The following is an 18,806-nucleotide window of genomic DNA, read 5'->3' as shown; positions in this document are numbered from 1 at the left end:
CTTGGCGGCCCAAACTCGCCTAAAATGCCGAGCTTTGTTGACATTGAGGGCCTAAACCCCGATAGTGCCTCCGCCGCCCAGTGGGCGGCATTTTTGATTTTTCCGGCCCGTTTTGTGGGCCTTTTGACTGCCTAGAGGAGTGATGTCGCCATGGCTGAAGCCGCGCTTTTCGACACGTTTGCCCGGGCTCCGCTGCGCTTCGAGCGCGGCGAGGGCGTATGGCTTGTGACGGAAAGTGGAGAGCGATATCTCGACTTTGGTTCCGGCATCGCCGTCAATTCGCTCGGTTATGCCCACCCGCATCTCGTCGGCGCGCTGAAGGCGCAGGCCGACAAGGTCTGGCACACGTCCAACCTTTTCGAACAGCCGGGCCAGGAGACGCTATCGCGTCGTCTCGCCGACAACTCTTTCGCGGACAAGGTGTTCTTCACCAATTCCGGCGCCGAGGCGCTGGAATGCGCCATAAAGACGGCGCGCCGCTATCAGTTCGTGAAAGGCCATCCGGAGCGCTTCCACATCGTCACCTTCGAAGGTGCCTTCCATGGCCGTACCCTTGCGACCATCGCAGCCGGCGGCCAGGCGAAATATCTCGAAGGTTTCGGGCCGAAGGTCGAAGGTTTCGACCAGGTACCGTTCGGCGACATGGACGCCCTGAAGGCTGCGATAACCGAAAAGACGGCAGCGATCCTCATCGAGCCGATCCAGGGCGAAGGCGGTATCCGGCCGGTTCCGAAGGAATTCTTGGCTGCGCTGCGCCAGATCTGCGACGACAATGGTCTGCTCCTGATCTTCGACGAGGTCCAGACCGGCGTCGGCCGTACCGGCAAGCTGTTCGCTTATGAATGGACGGGCGTGACGCCGGACATCATGGCGCTCGCCAAGGGTATCGGCGGCGGTTTCCCGCTCGGCGCCTGCCTTGCGACCGCGGAAGCAGCCTCGGGCATGACGGCCGGCACTCACGGCACGACCTATGGCGGCAATCCGCTGGCCATGGCGGTCGGCAATGCGGTGCTCGACGTGATCCTGGGTGACGGTTTCCTTGAAAACGTCCGCGACATCGCCCTTGTTTTGCGCCAGGGGCTCGCCAGCCTCAAGGACCGTTTCCCAAATGTCATCGAGGACATCCGTGGCGAAGGCCTGCTGCTCGGCATGAAGGCGAAAGTGCCCGCGGGTGATCTGGTTGCCGCCATGCGCGGCGAACATATGCTTGCCGTTCCGGCCGGCGACAACGTGGTGCGTCTCCTGCCACCGCTCACAGTGACGGCGGAGGAAGCGCGCGAAGGGCTTGCCCGCATCGAGAAGGCGGCGGAAGAGCTTTCCGCATCCGAGATGAAGAAATCGGCCTGAGCGGGCAAAAAGGGGGACGCCGTTGTAGGTTTCCCTCTTCACAGGGAACATCAAATGGCATCTCCGAAGCATTTTCTCGATCTCTCCGTCGTTTCCTCGGCAGACCTCAGGGCGATCCTCGACGACGCGAAGATCCGTAAGCAGGCCACCAAGGCGGGCACGGCGGAAAAGCCGCTCGCTGGCAAGATGCTGGCGATGATCTTCGAAAAACCCTCCACCCGCACCCGCGTCTCCTTCGATGTCGGCATGCGCCAGCTCGGCGGCGAGACGCTGTTCCTGTCGGGCACCGAAATGCAGCTCGGCCGCGCCGAGACGATCGGCGACACTGCAAAGGTTCTGTCGCGTTATGTCGATGCCATCATGATCCGCACCACGGACCATGCCCGCATGCTGGAACTTGCCGAGCACGCGACAGTGCCGGTCATCAACGCGCTGACGGACGACACGCATCCCTGCCAGATCATGGCGGACATCATGACCTACGAGGAGCATCGCGGCCCGATCGCCGGCAAGACGATCGCCTGGACCGGCGACGGCAACAACGTCCTGCATTCCTTCGTGGAGGGTGCCGCGCGTTTCGGCTACCGCATGAACATGGCCGTGCCGATGGGCTCCGAGCCGCACGACAAGTTCCTCAACTGGGCGCGCAACAATGGCGGCAACATCATGCTCTGCCATGACGCCGAGCGCGCGGTCGCCGGCGCCGATTGCGTCGTCACCGATACCTGGGTCTCCATGAACCAGGAGCACAAGGCGCGCGGCCACAACGTCTTCCAGCCCTTCCAGGTCAATGCGGACCTGATGAAGCGGGCCGACAAGGAGGCGGTGTTCATGCACTGCCTGCCAGCCCATCGCGGCGAGGAAGTGACCGACGAGGTGATTGACGGTCCGCAGTCGGTCGTCTTCGACGAAGCCGAAAATCGCCTGCACGCGCAGAAATCCATTCTCGCCTGGTGCTTCGGCGCCGTCTGAGCGCCAACGTCCCTGGTGCGCGGACGCGGAGAACCGGCGGCGGCGATCGAGCCTTGATTTCCGCCCCGCAATCCCCCATCTCTCGGCTTTCAACAATACGCCGTCCTCTGGACTGGCGTTCCAACACACATCGTCGACGTCTTTTCCTCCGGCCGGCGGTTCCGCTCGGGCTGGCGCTTGTGTAAAGGTTTTTGGGTCGGCGCGAAGGAGTGAAGTCATGGCGGAAGCGACTGTGGAACTCAACGAACTCGACTTTGCCGGAGACGACCGGGTTGTTCCCTTCCAGGTGGAGGGTCTCGACGTGCGCGGCCGTGCGGTCCAGCTCGGCCCCCTGTTAAACTCCATCCTCGGCCGTCACGAATATCCCGGGCCGGTCGCGCGGCTGCTTGCCGAAGCGATCGTGCTGACGGCCCTGCTCGGCACCTCGCTGAAATTCGACGGCAAGTTCACGGTGCAGACCAAGGGCGACGGCCCCGTCGATCTCCTGGTTGCGGATTTCTCGACGCCCGACAGTCTTCGCGCCTATGCCCGTTACGATGAGGAAGCCCTGGCTACGGCGGTCCGGGAAGGCAGGACCTCGCCGGCCGAACTTCTCGGTCAGGGCGTGCTGGCCTTCACCATTGACCAGGGCCGCGGCATGCAGCCCTATCAGGGCATCGTGCCGCTCGACGGCTCCTCGCTCGAGGAGATCGCCGGCGTCTATTTCCGCCAGTCGGAACAGATCCCGACCAAGGTTCGCCTCGGCGTCGCCGAGCTCTTCGATCGCGATGCCGACGGCAAGCCGCGCCACAACTGGCGGGCCGGCGGGCTGGTCGCGCAGTTCCTGCCGCAGGCGCCCGAGCGCATGCGCCAGCCGGACCTGCATGGCGGCGATGGCGATGAGCGCGATATCGATTTGGCCTCTGACGATGCCTGGGCCGAAGCCCGCACGCTCGTGGAGACGATCGACACCGACGAACTGACCGACCCGCAGGTCGCGATAGAGCGGCTGCTGTTCCGCCTCTTCCACGAGCGCGGCGTCCGGGTCTACACACCGCACCCGGTATTCGATCGCTGCAGCTGCTCGCGCGACAAGATCAAGGGCGTTCTCTCGGGCTTCAGCGCCGAGGAGATCGAGGCAAGCGAGGAAGATGGCGAGATTGCCGTCACCTGCGAATTCTGCTCGACCACCTATCGCTACAAGACGGACGAATTTGCAGCGGCCTAACCAAAGAAATCCGTTCGTAAGGTCGATGCAGGTGCGGTCTAGTTGAGGATGCGCATCAGGCCCGGTGAATCCAGCGAGAAGGCCGGAATCGTCACCTCGAAGGTTTCGCCGTCATCGGTCTGCATGTCGTAATGGCCGAACATCAGGCCGGATGGTGTGTCCAGCGGACAGCCGGAGGAATATTCGTAACTGTCGCCGGGCTTCAGCCGCGGCTGCTCGCCGACGACCCCCGGCCCGTCCACTTCATCGACGATGCCGTTCTGGTCGGTAATGTGCCAGTAGCGATGCACGAGCTGCACGGTAAGCGTCGAATGGTTCTCGATGACGATGCGATATCCCCACACATAGCGGCTCTCTTCCGGGTTGGATTGCTCCTCCAGATAGTAGGGCTCGACGGCGACATCTATATCTCTTGTCCGGGCGCGATACATGCGACACCTCAACAACGCTCACTGCTTCGATATTGTACAGGGGGACCGCAAGGTCAAGAATTCTCGCGGTTTGAACGGCCGAGTGTGAGCATTTGTTGAAGTTAAGGATAACCGGGATGGTGAATTTCGTGGCCTATCCACCATCCCGGAAAACAAAGGCTTACATGCCTGCCTTGGACAGCGCCTGGGCGAAATCCTCGATCAGGTCATCGGTATCCTCGATGCCGGCCGACAGGCGCACTGTGCCGGGCGAGATGCCGAGTTCGGCACGGGCCTCATCCGTCAGGTTCTTGTGCGTCGTGGTCGCCGGATGGGTGATCAGGCTCTTGGCGTCGCCGAGATTGTTGGAGATCCGGACGATCTCCAGCGCGTTCTGCAGCTTGAAGGCCGCCTCCTTGCCGCCCTTCAGCTCGAAGCAGACCAGCGTCGAGCCGGCCTTCATCTGCCGGGCGATGATATCGGCCTGAGGATGGTCCTTGCGTCCGGGATAGATGACCCGCGCGACTTGGCTCTGCTCGGCGAGGAAGTCGGCGATCTTAGAGGCACTTTCCGTCTGCTGCTTGACGCGCAGCGGCAGGGTCTCGATGCCCTTCAGCAGCGTCCAGGCGTTGAACGGCGACATCGCCGGGCCGGTATGGCGGAAATAGTCGTGCAGGTTCTCGTCGATCCAGGCCTTGTCGGACAGCACGACGCCGCCGAGGCAGCGGCCCTGGCCGTCGATATGCTTGGTCGCCGAATAGACGACGATATGGGCGCCGAGCTCCAGCGGCTTCTGGAAGAGCGGCGTGGCGAACACGTTGTCGACCACGACCTTGGCGCCGATCTGGTTGGCGAGCTTGGCGACGCCGGCAATGTCGACCACTTCAAGCGTCGGGTTGGTCGGGCTTTCCAGGAAGAACACCTTGGTCTTCGGGGTGATCGCCTTTTCCCAGTTTTCCAGGAAGCGGCCATCGACCAGCGTGCATTCGATGCCGTATTTCGGAGCGAGCGTCTCGACCACCCAGCGGCAGGAGCCGAACAGGGCGCGGGCCGCGACGATATGGTCGCCGGCCTTCAGCTGGCAGAGGATCGCGGCGGTGACGGCGGCCATGCCGGATGCGGTGGCGCGGGCGTCCTCGGCGCCTTCCAGCATGCACATGCGCTTTTCGAACATGTCGTTGGTGGGGCTGCCGTAACGGGCGTAGATGAAACCGTCGGTCTCGCCCTTGAAGCGGGCTTCCGCCGCTTCGGACGTATCATAAACGAACCCTTGCGTCAGGAAGATCGCTTCCGAGGTTTCGCCATATTGCGAGCGCAACGTGCCGCCGTGTACGAGCTGAGTTGCCGGGCGCCATTTGTTAGTCATGCGTGTTCCCCATTCAGAACAAAAAAACCGGTCGCATAAGCAGACCGGTTTCGCACCCGGTCTTTTTAGCCACTTATTTAACGTGGCTGCAAGCCGACCGGCCAAATCACCACGGGATAAGAGTGGCATAGCGCCACGCCCCGCTTGCGTCAATGGCTCGCATTTGGTTTTGTCGCCTCGAAAACTTGAGAGAGACATGATGGCTCGCGAAACAGGAATTTTGGCGGACCGCGCAATCGCGGCGCTTTTCGACAGTGGACGGCTGATCTCCGAGCGCGAGCTCGATCTGGACCAGATCCAGCCTGCAAGCCTCGACCTGCGCCTCGGCGCCAAGGCTTTTCGCGTCCGCGCCAGCTTCATGCCGGGCCCGACGAGCCTCGTCTCCGACAAGCTCGATCGCCTCAAGCTGCACGTGATCGACCTCTCGGAAGCCGCCGTGCTCGAAACCGGCTGCGTCTACATCGTGCCGCTGATGGAACGGCTCGACCTGCCGGCCAACATGTCTGCTTCCGCCAATCCGAAAAGCTCCACCGGCCGGCTTGATATCTTTACCCGCGTCATTACCGATTACGCACAGGAGTTCGACAAGATTCCTGCAGGGTACTCCGGTCCGCTCTACCTTGAAATCTCGCCGCGTACTTTCCCGATCGTCGTGCGCCGCGGTTCGCGTCTGTCGCAGATCCGCTTCCGCGTCGGCAACGCGCTGCTTGGCGAGCCGGACCTTCTGCAACTCCATAACGACGAAACCCTGGTCGCATCCGCCAAGCCGAATGTCTCGGGTGGCGGCATCGCCCTGTCGATCGACCTGTCCGGCGATAGCGTCGGCCTGATCGGCTATCGCGGCAAGCACCATACGGCCGTCGTCGATGTCGACAAGAAGGCCCAACACGACATCTTCGACTTCTGGGAGCCGCTTTACAGCCGCGGCCGCAACGAACTGATCCTCGATCCCGACGAGTTTTATATCCTTGTCTCCCGCGAGGCGGTGCATGTGCCGCCGCTGTATGCAGCCGAGATGACGCCCTTCGATCCGCTGGTTGGCGAGTTCCGCGTCCATTATGCCGGTTTCTTCGATCCGGGCTTCGGCCATGAGGCGGCGGGCGGACGCGGAAGCCGTGCGGTGCTCGAGGTGCGTAGCCACGAAGTGCCCTTCATCCTCGAAGACGGCCAGATCGTCGGCCGTCTGGTCTATGAACATATGCTGGAAAAACCCGAAGGCATGTACGGCGCCGGCCTCGGCTCTAATTACCAGGCCCAGGGCCTGAAACTGTCCAAGCATTTTCGCGTCTGACACCACCTCCGGCTTGACAGGCGATGCCGTCTGTTGGAAGTCTGCGGACCGACGCGGGTGTAGCTCAATGGTAGAGCAGCAGCTTCCCAAGCTGAATACGAGGGTTCGATTCCCTTCACCCGCTCCAGCTACCCGTCTGCCTGAACGCGACAGTCATTGCCTCCATCATTTGATGATGGAGCTTGGGGTTAGGGAACTGCCCATATTATGGTAAGCTGCCGCAGAGAGTTCCAATAATTAGAACCAGCATGCACCACGAGCCGCCATCGCGATCGCGATGATAGGGAGGCACCGTCCATGGCTGAGGGCATAGACACGCTTTTCGCGCAGGCAGCGCGCCTGGCCGCCGACTACCGCCAGGCCGAGCCTCGGCTCCACCGCCCGCAATTGCAGTACCAGGAATGCCTGGCGACGCTCGCCGAAGATCTCCAGGAGGAAACTTTGGCGATGGAGAACGTTCTTCGACATCTCGTGGAAAAGGCAGAGCCGGGGCTCCACCGAATGACCGGGCCGAGTTTCTTCGGCTGGGTGATCGGCGGCTCGCATCCGATGGGCGTGGCGGCCGATTTCCTCACGAGCGCCTGGGGGCAGAATGCCGGCAATCATACCGCGTCTCCGGCAGCCGCGTCTTTCGAGAAGGTCGCAGCCACGTGGCTCTTGGATGTTCTGGGCCTACCTGCGCAATCTTCCGTGGGCTTTGTGACGGGAGCGACTGTCGCCAACTTCAGCTGTCTGGCCGCCGCGAGAGGCGAAGTGCTTCGCCGCGCCGGCTGGAATGTCGATGCAGACGGGCTTTTCGGTGCGCCGCCGATTACCGTTGTCATCGGTGACGATGCCCACACCACCGTTTTCTCGGCCTTGCAATTCCTGGGACTTGGGCATGACCGCGTCGTCAGGGTAGCGACCGATCCGCAGGGGCGTATCCTTGCCAGGCATTTCGAGGAAGCGGTCAATAAAGCCGAGGGCCCCATGATCGCCATCCTTCAGGCGGGACAGCTCAATACAGGGGCCTTTGATCCGTTCACCGAGCTTGTCCCGGTCGCCAGGAGCAGGGATGCCTGGGTGCATGTGGATGGCGCATTTGGCCTGTGGGCAAAGGCTTCACCGTCGACGCGGCACCTTTGTCCCGGAGTGGAGCTGGCCGATAGCTGGGCCACCGACGGCCACAAGTGGCTCCAGACCCCCTATGACAGCGGCTATGCGATCGTGAGGGACGAAGTGACCCACCGCCGTGCCATGACGATCGCTGCCAGTTACCTTCCCATTGCGGCGGAAGGGGAGCGAGATCCATCGCACTACGTGCCGGAGCTTTCAAGACGAGCACGCGGTTTTGCGACCTGGGCAATGATGAAGCATCTCGGCCGAAACGGCATCGCCCGTCTCGTCGAAGGTTGCTGCTCCTCGGCGCGGATCATTGCCGAACATCTGTCGCGCGAACCGGGGATCGAGATCCTGAACGACGTCGACCTGAATCAGGTGATCTGCCGCTTCGGCTCGGATCTCTCGACCACCGATGCCAACGAGATGACGAGAAGAACCATTGCGCGGTTGCAGCGCGAGGGAACGATCTTCGTGACTGGAGCCAAGTGGAGAGGGATCGATGTTATGCGAATCTCCGTAAGCAACTACCGCACTGACGCGAACACGGCCATGCTGGCCGCGGAGACGGTGTCGGCAGCGTTCCGGAAGGAACGGTTGGCCAGCTGAGCTGCGGCAGGCGGTCTATTCGGGCTCAAGAGGCGTCGGCGACGGCGACCCGGCAGTCGGTGGCCGCCGGGCGCCTTGAGCGCCCGGCGAACCGGCTTACTTCTTGGCGTCAGCCCAGCTCTTTACGAGCTCGTCGTAGTTGACGGTGACGGGCTTTTCCTTCTCGTTGGCGACCTTGAGCTGGGGAGCGAGGTTGCCCTTGGCGACCGCGTCCTTGTTCCAGTATGCGAGATCGCGTTCCTCGGCGAGCGCCGGTCCCATGTCGCCCTGGACCTTGGCACGTTCCAGGCGCTGCAGGACCTTTTCCTGCTCTGAGCAAAGCGAGTCCATGGCGGCCTGAGCCGTCTTGGCGCCCGAGGAGGCATCGCCGATCGCCTGCCACCAGAGCTGCGCGAGCTTCGGATAGTCAGGAACGTTCGTGCCGGTCGGCGACCACTGGACGCGGGCCGGTGAACGATAGAACTCGATCAGGCCGCCGAGTTTCGGTGCGCGGTCCGTGAAGCTCTTGTGCCGGATGGTGCTCTCGCGGATCAAGGTCAGGCCGACATGGCTCTTCTTGACGTCCACCGTCTTCGAGGTGACGAACTGGGCATAGAGCCAGGCCGCCTTGGCGCGGTTGGTGGGCGTGGACTTCATCAGCGTCCAGGAGCCGACGTCCTGGTAACCGAGCTTCATGCCGTCCTTCCAGTAGACCCCATGTGGAGACGGTGCGAAACGCCATTTTGGCGTACCGTCCTGGTTCATGACAGGCAGGCCGGCCTTCACCATGTCGGCGGTGAAAGCCGTGTACATGAACATCTGCTGGGCGATTTCGCCTTGAGCCGGCACCGGTCCGGATTCCGAGAAGGTCATGCCCTGGGCGGCGGCCGGCGCATAGGCCTTCATCCAGTCGAGATATTTCTGGATAGAATAGACGGCCGCCGGGCCATTGGTGTCGCCGCCGCGCGCGACGCAGGAGCCGACCGGACGGGATTTCTCATCGACCTTGATGCCCCATTCGTCGACAGGCAGGCCGTTCGGCAGGCCCTTGTCGCCGTTGCCGGCCATGGACAGCCACGCGTCGGTGAATCGCCAGCCGAGCGAGGGGTCCTTCTTGCCGTAGTCCATGTGGCCATAGACCTTCTTGCCGCCGACGTCGCGGCCGGTGAAGAAGGCGGCAATGTCCTCATAGGCAGACCAGTTCACCGGAACACCGAGATCGTAGCCGTATTTTGCCTTGAAATCGGCCTTGTTCTTCTCGTCGTTGAACCAGTCGTAACGGAACCAGTAGAGGTTGGCGAACTGCTGGTCCGGCAGCTGGTAGAGCTTCTTGTCCGGTGCTGTCGTGAACTTGAGGCCGATGAAGTCCTGAAGATCGAGGCCGGGATTGGTGACGTCCTTGCCTTCGCCCGCCATCCAGTCGGTGAGCGAACGGGCCTGCTGATAACGCCAATGGGTGCCGATCAGGTCGGAGTCGTTGACATAGCCGTCATAGATGTTTTCGCCCGATTGCATCTGGGTCTGTAGTTTTTCGACGACGTCGCCTTCGCCGATCAGGTCATGGCTGACCTTGATGCCGGTGATGGCAGCAAAGGCCGGCGCCAGGACCTTCGATTCGTATTCATGCGTGGTGATCGTTTCGGAGACGACCTTGATATCCAGTCCGGCAAGCGGTTTTGCCGCATCGATGAACCATTGCATCTCCTTTTCCTGCTCGGCGCGGGAAAGGGTCGAGAGTTCGCCGACTTCCTTATCCAGGAATTGCTTTGCCTCCTCCATGCCGGCATAGGCGGAACCGGTCAGAGCCAGCAGCACCGCTGCCGTCGTTGTCATAAGATGCCGTCGCATTTTATCCTCCCAGAGTTTTGCGATTGCAATTTCGTACCGAGTGGCGGTTCTCCCGCCACCTTTTCAGCTTGCCTTCACACGAAGCGGAAGACGCCGATTGCGTAGACCACTGCGAGGGCAAGAGCCCACCACAGGTTAGGGCCGATAAGCCCGAGCCATGCGAGATGAATGAATGCGGCGCCGAGCAGCGAGATGAAGAGCCTATCTCCCCGCGTCGTCTCGAAACGCAGGATGCCGACCCTGGGCGAACCGCCGGGCGCGAAATATTCCCAGATGCTCATGCCGATGAGCAGGGCGAGGATCGTCAGAAAGAACAGGGCCGTGGGAAGCGTCCATGCCATCCATGAAAAGTTCATGCGTTGGTTCCTCCTTGTCAGACCCGGCCGAGGGCAAAGCCCTTGGCGATGTAGTTTCGGACGAAATAGATGACGAGCGCGCCGGGAACGATGGTCAGCACGCCGGCGGCGGCCAGTACGCCCCAGTCCATGCCGGAGGCGGAAACGGTACGGGTCATGATCGCCGAAATGGGCTTGGCGTCGGTCGTTGTCAGCGTGCGGGCGAGCAGCAGTTCCACCCAGGAAAACATGAAGCAGAAGAAGGCCGCGACCCCGATGCCCGAGGCGATCAGCGGCATAAAGATCTTCACGAAGAACCGCGGGAACGAGTAGCCGTCGATATAGGCGGTCTCGTCGATTTCCTTCGGTACGCCCGACATGAAGCCTTCCAGGATCCAGACGGCAAGCGGCACGTTGAACAGGCAGTGGGCGAGAGCGACCGCGATATGCGTGTCGATGAGACCGAAGGCCGAATAGAGCTGGAAGAAGGGCAGGGCGAAGACGGCGGGCGGCGCCATCCGGTTGGTGAGCAGCCAGAAGAACAGGTGCTTGTCGCCGAGGAACCTATAGCGCGAAAAGGCATAGGCAGCCGGCAGTGCTGCCAGCACCGAAATCAAGGTGTTCAGCACCACATAGATGATGGAGTTGATATAGCCGTTGTACCAGGAAGGATCGGTGAAGATCACCATGTAGTTCCTGAGCGTCGGGTTCTGCGGCCAGAGCGAGAAGGCTCCGGTGATCTCGGAATTCTCCTTGAAGCTCATGTTGACGAGCCAGTAGATCGGCAGCAGCAGGAAGATGATGTAGATCGTCGAAACCAGCCAGGAGAGGTTGCCCGCAGGCTTGTATTTGATTGTCTTCGCCATGGTTTTCCTCCCTCCTTCAATTGTCTGCATCGCTGCTGGTCATCACGGTGTAGAAGATCCATGACAGCAGCAGGATGATCAGGAAGTAGACGATCGACATGGCGGCGGCCGGCCCAAGGTCGAACTGGCCGACGGCCGTCTTGACGAGATCGATCGACAGGAAGGTCGTGGAGTTTCCCGGGCCCCCGCCCGTGACCACGAAAGGCTCCGTATAGATCATGAAACTATCCATGAAGCGCAGGAGGACGGCGATAAGCAGCACCCGCTTCATCTTCGGCAGCTGGATGTAGCGGAAGACCGACCACCTCGAGGCCCCATCTATCTTGGCCGCCTGGTAATAGGCATCCGGAATGGAGACGAGACCGGCGTAGCACAACAGCACGACGAGGCTCGTCCAGTGCCAGACATCCATGACGACGACGGTGATCCATGCATCCAGAGGATCGCGCACATAGTTGTAATCGATGCCGAGCGCCGCCAGCGTGTGGCCGAGGAGGCCAATGTCGACCCGCCCGAAGACCTGCCAGATCGTGCCGACGACATTCCACGGGATAAGAAGCGGAAGGGCCATCAGGACCAGGCAGACCGGCACGCCGAGACCCTTCTTCGGCATGTTCAGCGCAATGAAGATGCCGAGCGGGATTTCAAGCGCAAGAATGATGAAGGAGAAAAGCAGATTGCGCTGCAGGGCCTCCCAGAAGCGGGCAGAATGCAGGATATCGTCGAACCAGTCGGTGCCGGCCCAGAAGAACGCGTTGTTGCCAAACGTATCCTGGACGGAATAGTTCACGACGGTCATCAGCGGGATGACCGCCGAAAAGGCGACGAGCAAAAGCACGGGAAGCACCAGAAACCAGGCCTTGTTGTTCCACGTCTTTTCCATGGTTCAGGCCTCCCTGCCGACGCGCCATGAGTTGGCATAGATATTCAGCGCACCGGGATCGAAAGTGACCCGGGGCTCTGCCGGGAACTCGATATCCTCGGAAGCGACGATCGCGATCTGCTGCCCCGCGAGGTTGGCGCGAACGATCTTCCGCCGGCCGATATCCTCGACACGTGTCACCGTTATCGCCATGCCTTCCCGACCGATGCGAATGAATTCCGGTCGAATGCCAAGCTCGACCTTGTCTCCCGCGGCAATCTTTGGTGCATGGTCGAGGGCAATCGTCTCGCTCCCGAGCGTGATCGTGCTGCCATGGACCTCGGCAGGCATCACGTTCATGCCGGGGGAGCCGATGAAATAGCCGACGAATGTATGGCTCGGTCTCTCGAAGAGTTCGGCCGGCGTTCCGATCTGAACGATCTGCCCGTCGTACATGACGACCACCTTGTCGGCGAAGGTGAGCGCCTCCGTCTGGTCGTGGGTCACATAGACCATGGTGAAGCCGAATTGCTTGTGGAAGCGCTTCAGCTGGGAGCGGAGCACCCATTTCATATGCGGATCGATGACCGTCAGAGGCTCATCGAAGAGGATCGCGTTGACGTCGTTGCGGACGAGACCTCTCCCGAGCGAGATCTTCTGCTTCTGATCGGCCGTGAGCCGCTGGGCCTTGCGGTTCGACCAGTCGGAGAGGTCGATGATCTCCAGCATCTCGCGGACGCGGCGATCGACATCCGGTTCCGCGATGCCTCTGTTGCGCAAGGGAAATGCCAGATTGTCGTAGACCGTCATCGTGTCGTAGATGACCGGAAACTGGAAAACCTGGGCAATGTTGCGTTCCTGCGTGGAAAGGTTGGTGACGTCTTTTCCATCGAAGAGGATACGCCCGTGGGACGGCTGCAGCAGGCCGGAAATGATGTTCAGCAAGGTCGTCTTGCCGCAGCCGGAGGGGCCGAGCAGGGCATAGGCGCCGCCGTCGGCCCATTCGTGGTCCACCTCGCGCAGCGCGTAGGCCGCGTCGGATTTCGGGTTGGGGCCGTAGGCGTGGCGGATGTGATCGAGCGTGATGCGTGCCATGTCCGCCTCCTTCAAGCCGCCGCGATGGCGCGGCCGTCTGTTCCGAAAGCCATCAGATGACGGGTATCCAGGAAGAGCTCGATTTCCGTATCCGGGTCGATGTCGTGGATGCCGGGGGCAAGCATGACCCAGCGCACACCGTTGTAGTGCATATGCACGAAGCTCTCGGAGCCCGTGATTTCCGAGATCTGCGTTTGAGCCTTGAGCCTCGCTGCATTGCCTGTCTGTGCCGTGAGCCCCAGGTGATGGGGGTGAAAGGCGATCGTCACCCGGCCGTCCGGCACGCCGGACAGATGCGACGGCACGGCAAGGCTGTCTGTTCCCTGGTACTGGAATGAGCCGCCGGATTTGACCACATCGATGAAGTTGAGCGGCGGGTCGGCAAATGTCTTAGCCGTCACCAGGTCTGCCGGGCGACGATAGACCTCGATCGTCGGACCGAATTGGGTGATCCGTCCTTCCGAAAGCGTCGCCGTATTCCCGCCGAGCAGCAGGGCTTCGGACGGTTCGGTCGTCGCATAAACGAAGATGGCGCCGGATTGCGCAAAGATCTTCGGCAGTTCCTCGCGCAGTTCCTCGCGAAGCTTGTAGTCGAGATTGGCAAGCGGCTCGTCCATCAGCACGAGGCTCGCATTCTTGACGAGTGCGCGGGCGAGTGCCGTGCGCTGCTGCTGTCCGCCGGAAAGATTGAGCGGCGTCCGATCGAGATAGGGCGTCAATCTCAGCAGTTCCGCAGCCTTGCGGACTTCGCGATCAATTGTCGTCGCGTCCTTGCCGGCGATCCGCATCGGCGAGGCGATGTTTTCGTAGACGGTCAGAGCCGGATAGTTGATGAACTGCTGGTAGACCATCGCGACATTGCGTTTTTGCACCGCAACTCCGGTGACGTCGGCGCCGTCGAAATACACCGAGCCGCCGGTGGGACGGTCGAGCCCGGCCATCAATCGCATAAGCGACGTCTTGCCCGCGAGCGTCGGGCCGAGCAATACGTTCAGTGAGCCGCGATCCAGTGCAAGATTGGTCGGATGAATATGATATTCACCCCCCACCATCTTGGCGACGTTGCGCATTTCCAGCATTCGGGTTCCCGTGCCTCCTCACACCGGGAACACATGCCGCTTATCCGGCCATTTTTGCCGGTATAGCGGCCATGTACTCCTCCAGATATTCTTTTTCCTTTTCACTCAGACGCAAACCGTCCTTGGTTCTCCGCCAGAGCACATCCTCCGCGCTCATGGCCCATTCACGGTCAACAAGATATTTGACTTCGGCCTCGTAGAGATCACCGCCGAAATGATGACCAAGATCCTCCGTCCTGGCGGCACTGTCGAGGATCATCACGGAGCGGGTTCCGTACCGACGCACCAGGCGCCGCGCATGCCTTTCCTCCAGAAACGGATAGCGGGCCTTGAGCTTTCGCACTTCTTCCTCGTAACCCTGGGCTGCAAAATCGCCGCCGGGCAGGTGGCTCTTCGCCGTCCAGGGCTGGCCCTTTGCCCCGATCGCTTCGGCGATCTTCTCCAGCGCGTGTTCCGAAAGCCGGCGATAGGTGGTCAGCTTGCCGCCGAAAACGTTGAGCACAGGCGCGTCCTGCGTGTAATCGAGCTTCAGCACGTAGTCGCGGGTTGCTTCCTGCGCCTTCGAGGCGCCGTCGTCAAAGAGCGGGCGAACCGCCGAATAGGTCCAGACGATGTCTGCCGGTCTCACCGGCTCTCGAAAATACTCGCTCGCCGCATTGCAGAGATAGGTCGTCTCCTCTTCGGAGATTTTCACATTCTTCGGATCGCCGGAATAATCCCGGTCGGTCGTTCCGATAAGGGTGAAGTCGTTTTCGTAAGGGATCGCGAAAATGATGCGATTGTCCCGGTTCTGAAAGAAATAGGCCCGGGGTCCCTCGAACTTCCTTTTCACGACGATATGGCTGCCCTGGACCAAGCGGACATGGCGGGCGTCATTGTTGCCCAGCGCCTCGCGGATCACCTGGTCCACCCATGGGCCTGCGGCATTCACCAGCATGCGGGCCTGATAGGTCTCGGCCCTGCCGGTGCGGGCATCGAGCGTGCCGATCACCCACACACCGTTCTCCCGACGGGCGGAAACAACCCGGGTGCGGGGCAGGATCAAAGCGCCGCGATCGGCTGCATCCCGGGCGTTCAACACGACCATCCTGGCGTCGTCGACCCAGCCGTCGGAATATTCGAATGCCTTGGTAAAAAGCGGCTTCAGAGGCTTTCCGGCCGGGTCGGTGCGCATGTCGAGCACGGCGGTCGGCGGCAGCAGCTTTCGGCCGCCAAGATGGTCGTAGAGAAACAGGCCGAGGCGGATCAGCCACGCCGGGCGGATTCCACCCTTGTGGTATGGCAGGACGAAACGCAGCGGCCAGATGATGTGCGGCGCCATGGCCCAGAGGGTTTCGCGTTCCATCAGCGATTCCCGCACGAGCCTGAATTCGTAATGTTCGAGGTAGCGCAGACCACCGTGGATGAGTTTGGTGGCGCCTGAGGAGGTGCCCGAAGCAAAATCGTCCATCTCCGCGAGTGCAACGGAATAACCGCGCCCAGCCGCATCGCGTGCAATGCCGCAGCCGTTGATACCGCCGCCGATCACGAAAATGTCGTGGATTTCCTCGCCCATCATTTCCCTCGCTGAACCGAAACGGACAGCAACCCACAGATGTTGTGAACCTGAAAATGATTAAATCGAAAACATTCCGAATGTCAAACGAAACTCAAACGTTATGAATTTACGCCCTCGTCTTTCGAAGTTTCCACGAGCGCAACGCCGTTCTGGACGCATACATCTCGGATCGACGGCGAAGGACAGTGGTCGGTGATAAAGGTCTGGACCTGCGAAATCTGGCCGATACGCACGGGAGCAGTGCGCTCGAACTTCGTTGAGTCGGCGACGAGGATCACATGTCTGGCATTGGCGATGATCGCCTGCGCGACTTTCACTTCGCGAAAGTCATAATCGAGAAGGGCGCCATCCGGGTCGATCGCCGAAACACCGATAATCGCATAGTCGACCTTGAACTGGCGGATGAAATCGACCGCGGCTTCGCCTACGATCCCACCGTCCGACTGGCGAACGACGCCGCCGGCGATGACAACCTCGATTTCGTCGAGAAGGCGCAACCTGTTGGCGACGTTGATGTTATTGGTGATCACCATCAGTTCGCGATGATTGACAAGCGCTTCGCTGACCGCCTCGGTGGTGGTGCCGATATTGATGAAGAGCGACGCGTTGTCCGGAATAAGGTTGGCGGCGGCGACGCCGATCGCCTGCTTTTCCGCAGCGGCGATCTGTCGGCGTGCGTCATAGCGGACATTCTCGTTACTGCGGGGAAGGGTGGCGCCGCCATGGATTCGCGTGAGAATTTGCTTGTCGCATAGATCATTGAGATCCTTGCGGATCGTCTGTGAGGTTACCGAGAACTGCGCCGCCAGGTCATCGACGAGCACTCGGCCCGCCGATTTGGCAAACTCGACAATCTTCGTCTGGCGGTCCGTAATAAACATCCGACCCCTCCGTTCGCTTTTCTTTCACTTTTAGCGAAAGCGCGCGTGAAGGCAAAGGGCGCGAACCGATTTTTCGGGGTCGGATGCAAGTTCTGCCTGAAGTGCTCAGGCGGCGCGGATATTTGCGACGTTTTCCAGCTCCGTCATCACAGCATCCGACAGCTGCAATTCGGCCGCGGCGAGATTTTCACGCAGGTGGGCCACGGACGAGGTCCCTGGGATGAGCAGAATATTCGGTGCGCGACGCAGCAGCCAGGCGAGTGCGACCTGCATCGGGGTCGCGCCCAGGCGCTGGGCAACGTCCGATAGGGTCGATGACTGCAGCGGGCTGAAACCGCCGAGCGGGAAGAACGGCACATAGGCGGTGCCATCGCGGGCGAGATCGTCGATCATGGCATCGTCCTGCCGGTGAGCGAGATTATACTGGTTCTGTACGCAGACAATCTTGGCGATCCGCTTGCCCTCGGCAACCTGCGCCGGAGTCACGTTGCTGAGCCCGATATGGCGAACAAGGCCATTGCGCTGCAGTTCGGCGAGAGCCGTCAGAGGCTCTTCGATCGATCCTTCGGCCGGGCCGTGTACATCGAACATGATGCGCAGATTGACGACGTCCATGGCGTCGAGGTCCAGATTGCGCAGGTTGTCGTGAACGGCCTGTCCCAGTTGTTCGGCTGAAAATGCCGGATTCCATGAACCGTCAGTGCCGCGCATGGCGCCGATCTTGGTAACGATCACCAGGTCATCGGGGTATGGATGAAGTGCTTCGCGGATGATCTGGTTGGTCACGTGCGGACCATAAAAGTCGCTGGTGTCGATATGGTTGACCCCGGCCTCGACCGCCTCGCGCAGTACCGCCACTGCTGCATCGCGATCCTTCGGCGGGCCGAAGACGCCCTTGCCTGCAAGCTGCATGGCGCCGTAGCCAAGCCGCTTCACATTGCGGTCACCGAGGATGAATGTGCCTGCCTGGTCTATATTCGACATGGGATATCTCCTTTTCAAGATGGTATGGATATAGACGTTGAGGGCCGGCACGAAAATTAGCTACAGTCGGCACAGGCTGTGCGGAATCGCGAACAATGAAAATCGATCTGGGTGATCTGAACGCTTTCGTGGCGGTGGCGCGCGCCGGCGGGTTTCGCGAGGGTGCACGGGCCACGGGCAGCAGCGCATCCGGACTGAGCGAGGCGGTGCGGCGTGTCGAGGCGCAACTCGGCGTCAGGCTGCTCAATCGCACCACCCGCAGCGTGGTGCCGACGGAAGCAGGCGCCGGCCTGCTGGCTCGGTTGACCCCGGCGCTGAGCGAGGTCGACGCTGCACTCGACGTGGTCAACGGGTTTCGCGACAAGCCCGCGGGTTCGTTGCGTCTCAATGTGCCGGTCAGCGCCGCCCGGCTGGTACTCCCGGCGATTGTCCCGTCGTTCCTCGCGGCTTATCCCGACATCCGGCTTGAGATCCTTGCCAACGACAGTTTCGTCGACGTGCTGGCTGCAGGATGCGATGCCGGCATCCGTTATGATGAGCGGTTGGAGCAGGACATGATCGCGGTGCCGATCGGTCCCCGCGTGCAGCGTTTCGCGACTGCGGCGTCCCCCGCATACCTCGATCGCCATGGCCGTCCCGATCATCCCCGGGACCTGCTTGCGCACGCCTGTCTTCTCAAGCGTTTTGCAAGCGGTGCGATGACGCTTTGGGAATTTGAGCGCGACGGCGAAGTGGTACGGATCGACCCGCGTGGCCCGTTGACCGTGCAGGTGGGCGCAGCAACCGATCTTGCCGTGGCTACGGCGATTGCCGGCACCGGGATCATATCGCTGTTCGAGGACTGGCTGCGGCCCCATCTCGACAGCGGCGCCCTGGAGCCGGTGCTTGAGCCATGGTGGCCGCAATTTTCAGGCCCATTTCTCTATTATCCCGGGCGTCGGCTCGTGCCAGCGCCGCTGCGGGCCTTCATCGATTTCGTCAAAACGGCATCCAGCCAAGAGTGACGCGCGCGAGAGTCG

Annotated in this window: 17 protein-coding genes, 1 tRNA gene and 1 riboswitch; of the genes, 7 read left to right on the top strand and 11 right to left on the bottom strand. The window is 61.3% G+C overall.

Annotated elements, in window-relative coordinates:
• Nucleotides 1–150 precede the first annotated feature (150 nt).
• From PMI07_RS02190 to PMI07_RS02180, 3 genes are all read left to right on the top strand, one after another.
• The gene (locus PMI07_RS02190; RefSeq protein WP_007772230.1) at nucleotides 151–1,347 is read left to right on the top strand and encodes an aspartate aminotransferase family protein; all 1,197 of its coding nucleotides are present in this window, start codon (nucleotides 151–153) and stop codon (nucleotides 1,345–1,347) included.
• A 54-nt stretch (nucleotides 1,348–1,401) separates the two neighbouring features.
• Entirely contained in the window at nucleotides 1,402–2,319 is a 918-nt protein-coding gene (gene argF, locus PMI07_RS02185; RefSeq protein WP_007772228.1) for an ornithine carbamoyltransferase, read from the top strand.
• Nucleotides 2,320–2,536: 217 nt separating this feature from the next.
• On the top strand, nucleotides 2,537–3,526 hold the full coding sequence (locus PMI07_RS02180) for an Hsp33 family molecular chaperone (RefSeq protein WP_024163494.1): 990 nt from the start codon (nucleotides 2,537–2,539) through the stop codon (nucleotides 3,524–3,526).
• Between the two features lie 38 nt (nucleotides 3,527–3,564).
• Here PMI07_RS02180 and apaG read toward each other — a convergent pair whose 3' ends face one another.
• Complete coding sequence (gene apaG, locus PMI07_RS02175) at nucleotides 3,565–3,957, bottom strand: Co2+/Mg2+ efflux protein ApaG (RefSeq protein ID WP_007755249.1); 393 nt, start codon at nucleotides 3,955–3,957, stop codon at nucleotides 3,565–3,567.
• Between the two features lie 160 nt (nucleotides 3,958–4,117).
• Nucleotides 4,118–5,302 carry an O-succinylhomoserine sulfhydrylase gene (locus PMI07_RS02170; protein ID WP_007755246.1) on the bottom strand — a complete coding sequence of 395 codons (1,185 nt, stop codon included), beginning with the start codon at nucleotides 5,300–5,302 and terminating at the stop codon, nucleotides 4,118–4,120.
• 44 nt (nucleotides 5,303–5,346) lie between these two features.
• Nucleotides 5,347–5,425, bottom strand: a riboswitch (SAM riboswitch).
• A gap of 73 nt (nucleotides 5,426–5,498) precedes the next feature.
• Between PMI07_RS02170 and PMI07_RS02165 the strand changes: the two genes are divergently transcribed.
• The 3 genes from PMI07_RS02165 to PMI07_RS02155 all read left to right on the top strand — a co-directional run bounded on the left by PMI07_RS02165 (nucleotide 5,499) and on the right by PMI07_RS02155 (nucleotide 8,300).
• Entirely contained in the window at nucleotides 5,499–6,593 is a 1,095-nt protein-coding gene (locus PMI07_RS02165) for a 2'-deoxycytidine 5'-triphosphate deaminase (RefSeq protein ID WP_007755243.1), read from the top strand.
• A 53-nt stretch (nucleotides 6,594–6,646) separates the two neighbouring features.
• Nucleotides 6,647–6,720 (top strand) — tRNA-Gly (locus PMI07_RS02160).
• A gap of 170 nt (nucleotides 6,721–6,890) precedes the next feature.
• Nucleotides 6,891–8,300, top strand: a complete 1,410-nt coding sequence (locus tag PMI07_RS02155) for an aspartate aminotransferase family protein (protein ID WP_007755240.1) — start codon at nucleotides 6,891–6,893, stop codon at nucleotides 8,298–8,300.
• Nucleotides 8,301–8,396: 96 nt separating this feature from the next.
• Here the strand turns inward: PMI07_RS02155 and PMI07_RS02150 are convergent, their stop codons facing one another.
• From PMI07_RS02150 to PMI07_RS02110, 9 genes are all read right to left on the bottom strand, one after another.
• Nucleotides 8,397–10,127 (bottom strand): ABC transporter substrate-binding protein, encoded by a 1,731-nt coding sequence (locus tag PMI07_RS02150; RefSeq protein ID WP_007755237.1) that lies wholly within the window; start codon nucleotides 10,125–10,127, stop codon nucleotides 8,397–8,399.
• Nucleotides 10,128–10,201: 74 nt separating this feature from the next.
• A complete protein-coding gene (locus PMI07_RS02145) occupies nucleotides 10,202–10,483 on the bottom strand; it encodes a DUF2160 domain-containing protein (RefSeq protein WP_007755235.1) in 282 nt (93 codons plus the stop codon).
• A 17-nt stretch (nucleotides 10,484–10,500) separates the two neighbouring features.
• Nucleotides 10,501–11,328, bottom strand: coding sequence for a carbohydrate ABC transporter permease (locus PMI07_RS02140; RefSeq protein ID WP_007755232.1), 828 nt, complete (start codon nucleotides 11,326–11,328; stop codon nucleotides 10,501–10,503).
• Nucleotides 11,329–11,344: 16 nt separating this feature from the next.
• Nucleotides 11,345–12,211: a sugar ABC transporter permease gene (locus tag PMI07_RS02135; protein ID WP_007755229.1), complete on the bottom strand. Its 867-nt coding sequence runs from the start codon at nucleotides 12,209–12,211 to the stop codon at nucleotides 11,345–11,347.
• Nucleotides 12,212–12,214: 3 nt separating this feature from the next.
• Nucleotides 12,215–13,285 carry an ABC transporter ATP-binding protein gene (locus PMI07_RS02130; RefSeq protein WP_007755227.1) on the bottom strand — a complete coding sequence of 357 codons (1,071 nt, stop codon included), beginning with the start codon at nucleotides 13,283–13,285 and terminating at the stop codon, nucleotides 12,215–12,217.
• Between the two features lie 11 nt (nucleotides 13,286–13,296).
• Nucleotides 13,297–14,364, bottom strand: coding sequence for an ABC transporter ATP-binding protein (locus PMI07_RS02125; RefSeq protein WP_007755226.1), 1,068 nt, complete (start codon nucleotides 14,362–14,364; stop codon nucleotides 13,297–13,299).
• Between the two features lie 40 nt (nucleotides 14,365–14,404).
• Nucleotides 14,405–15,919, bottom strand: a complete 1,515-nt coding sequence (gene glpD / locus PMI07_RS02120; RefSeq protein ID WP_007755224.1) for a glycerol-3-phosphate dehydrogenase — start codon at nucleotides 15,917–15,919, stop codon at nucleotides 14,405–14,407.
• Between the two features lie 101 nt (nucleotides 15,920–16,020).
• Nucleotides 16,021–16,803: a DeoR/GlpR family DNA-binding transcription regulator gene (locus PMI07_RS02115; RefSeq protein WP_007755222.1), complete on the bottom strand. Its 783-nt coding sequence runs from the start codon at nucleotides 16,801–16,803 to the stop codon at nucleotides 16,021–16,023.
• A 105-nt stretch (nucleotides 16,804–16,908) separates the two neighbouring features.
• Nucleotides 16,909–17,787 (bottom strand): aldo/keto reductase family oxidoreductase, encoded by an 879-nt coding sequence (locus tag PMI07_RS02110; protein ID WP_007755220.1) that lies wholly within the window; start codon nucleotides 17,785–17,787, stop codon nucleotides 16,909–16,911.
• Nucleotides 17,788–17,882: 95 nt separating this feature from the next.
• On the opposite strand from PMI07_RS02110, the gene PMI07_RS02105 reads away from it, so the two are divergent.
• Nucleotides 17,883–18,791 (top strand): LysR family transcriptional regulator, encoded by a 909-nt coding sequence (locus tag PMI07_RS02105; protein ID WP_007755216.1) that lies wholly within the window; start codon nucleotides 17,883–17,885, stop codon nucleotides 18,789–18,791.
• Nucleotides 18,792–18,806: the final 15 nt, after the last annotated feature.

This window comes from Rhizobium sp. CF080, from assembly GCF_000282095.2.
Lineage (GTDB): Bacteria > Pseudomonadota > Alphaproteobacteria > Rhizobiales > Rhizobiaceae > Neorhizobium.
The sequence above is the reverse complement of the archived record's forward strand: the minus strand, read 5'-3'. Positions and strand labels throughout refer to the sequence as shown.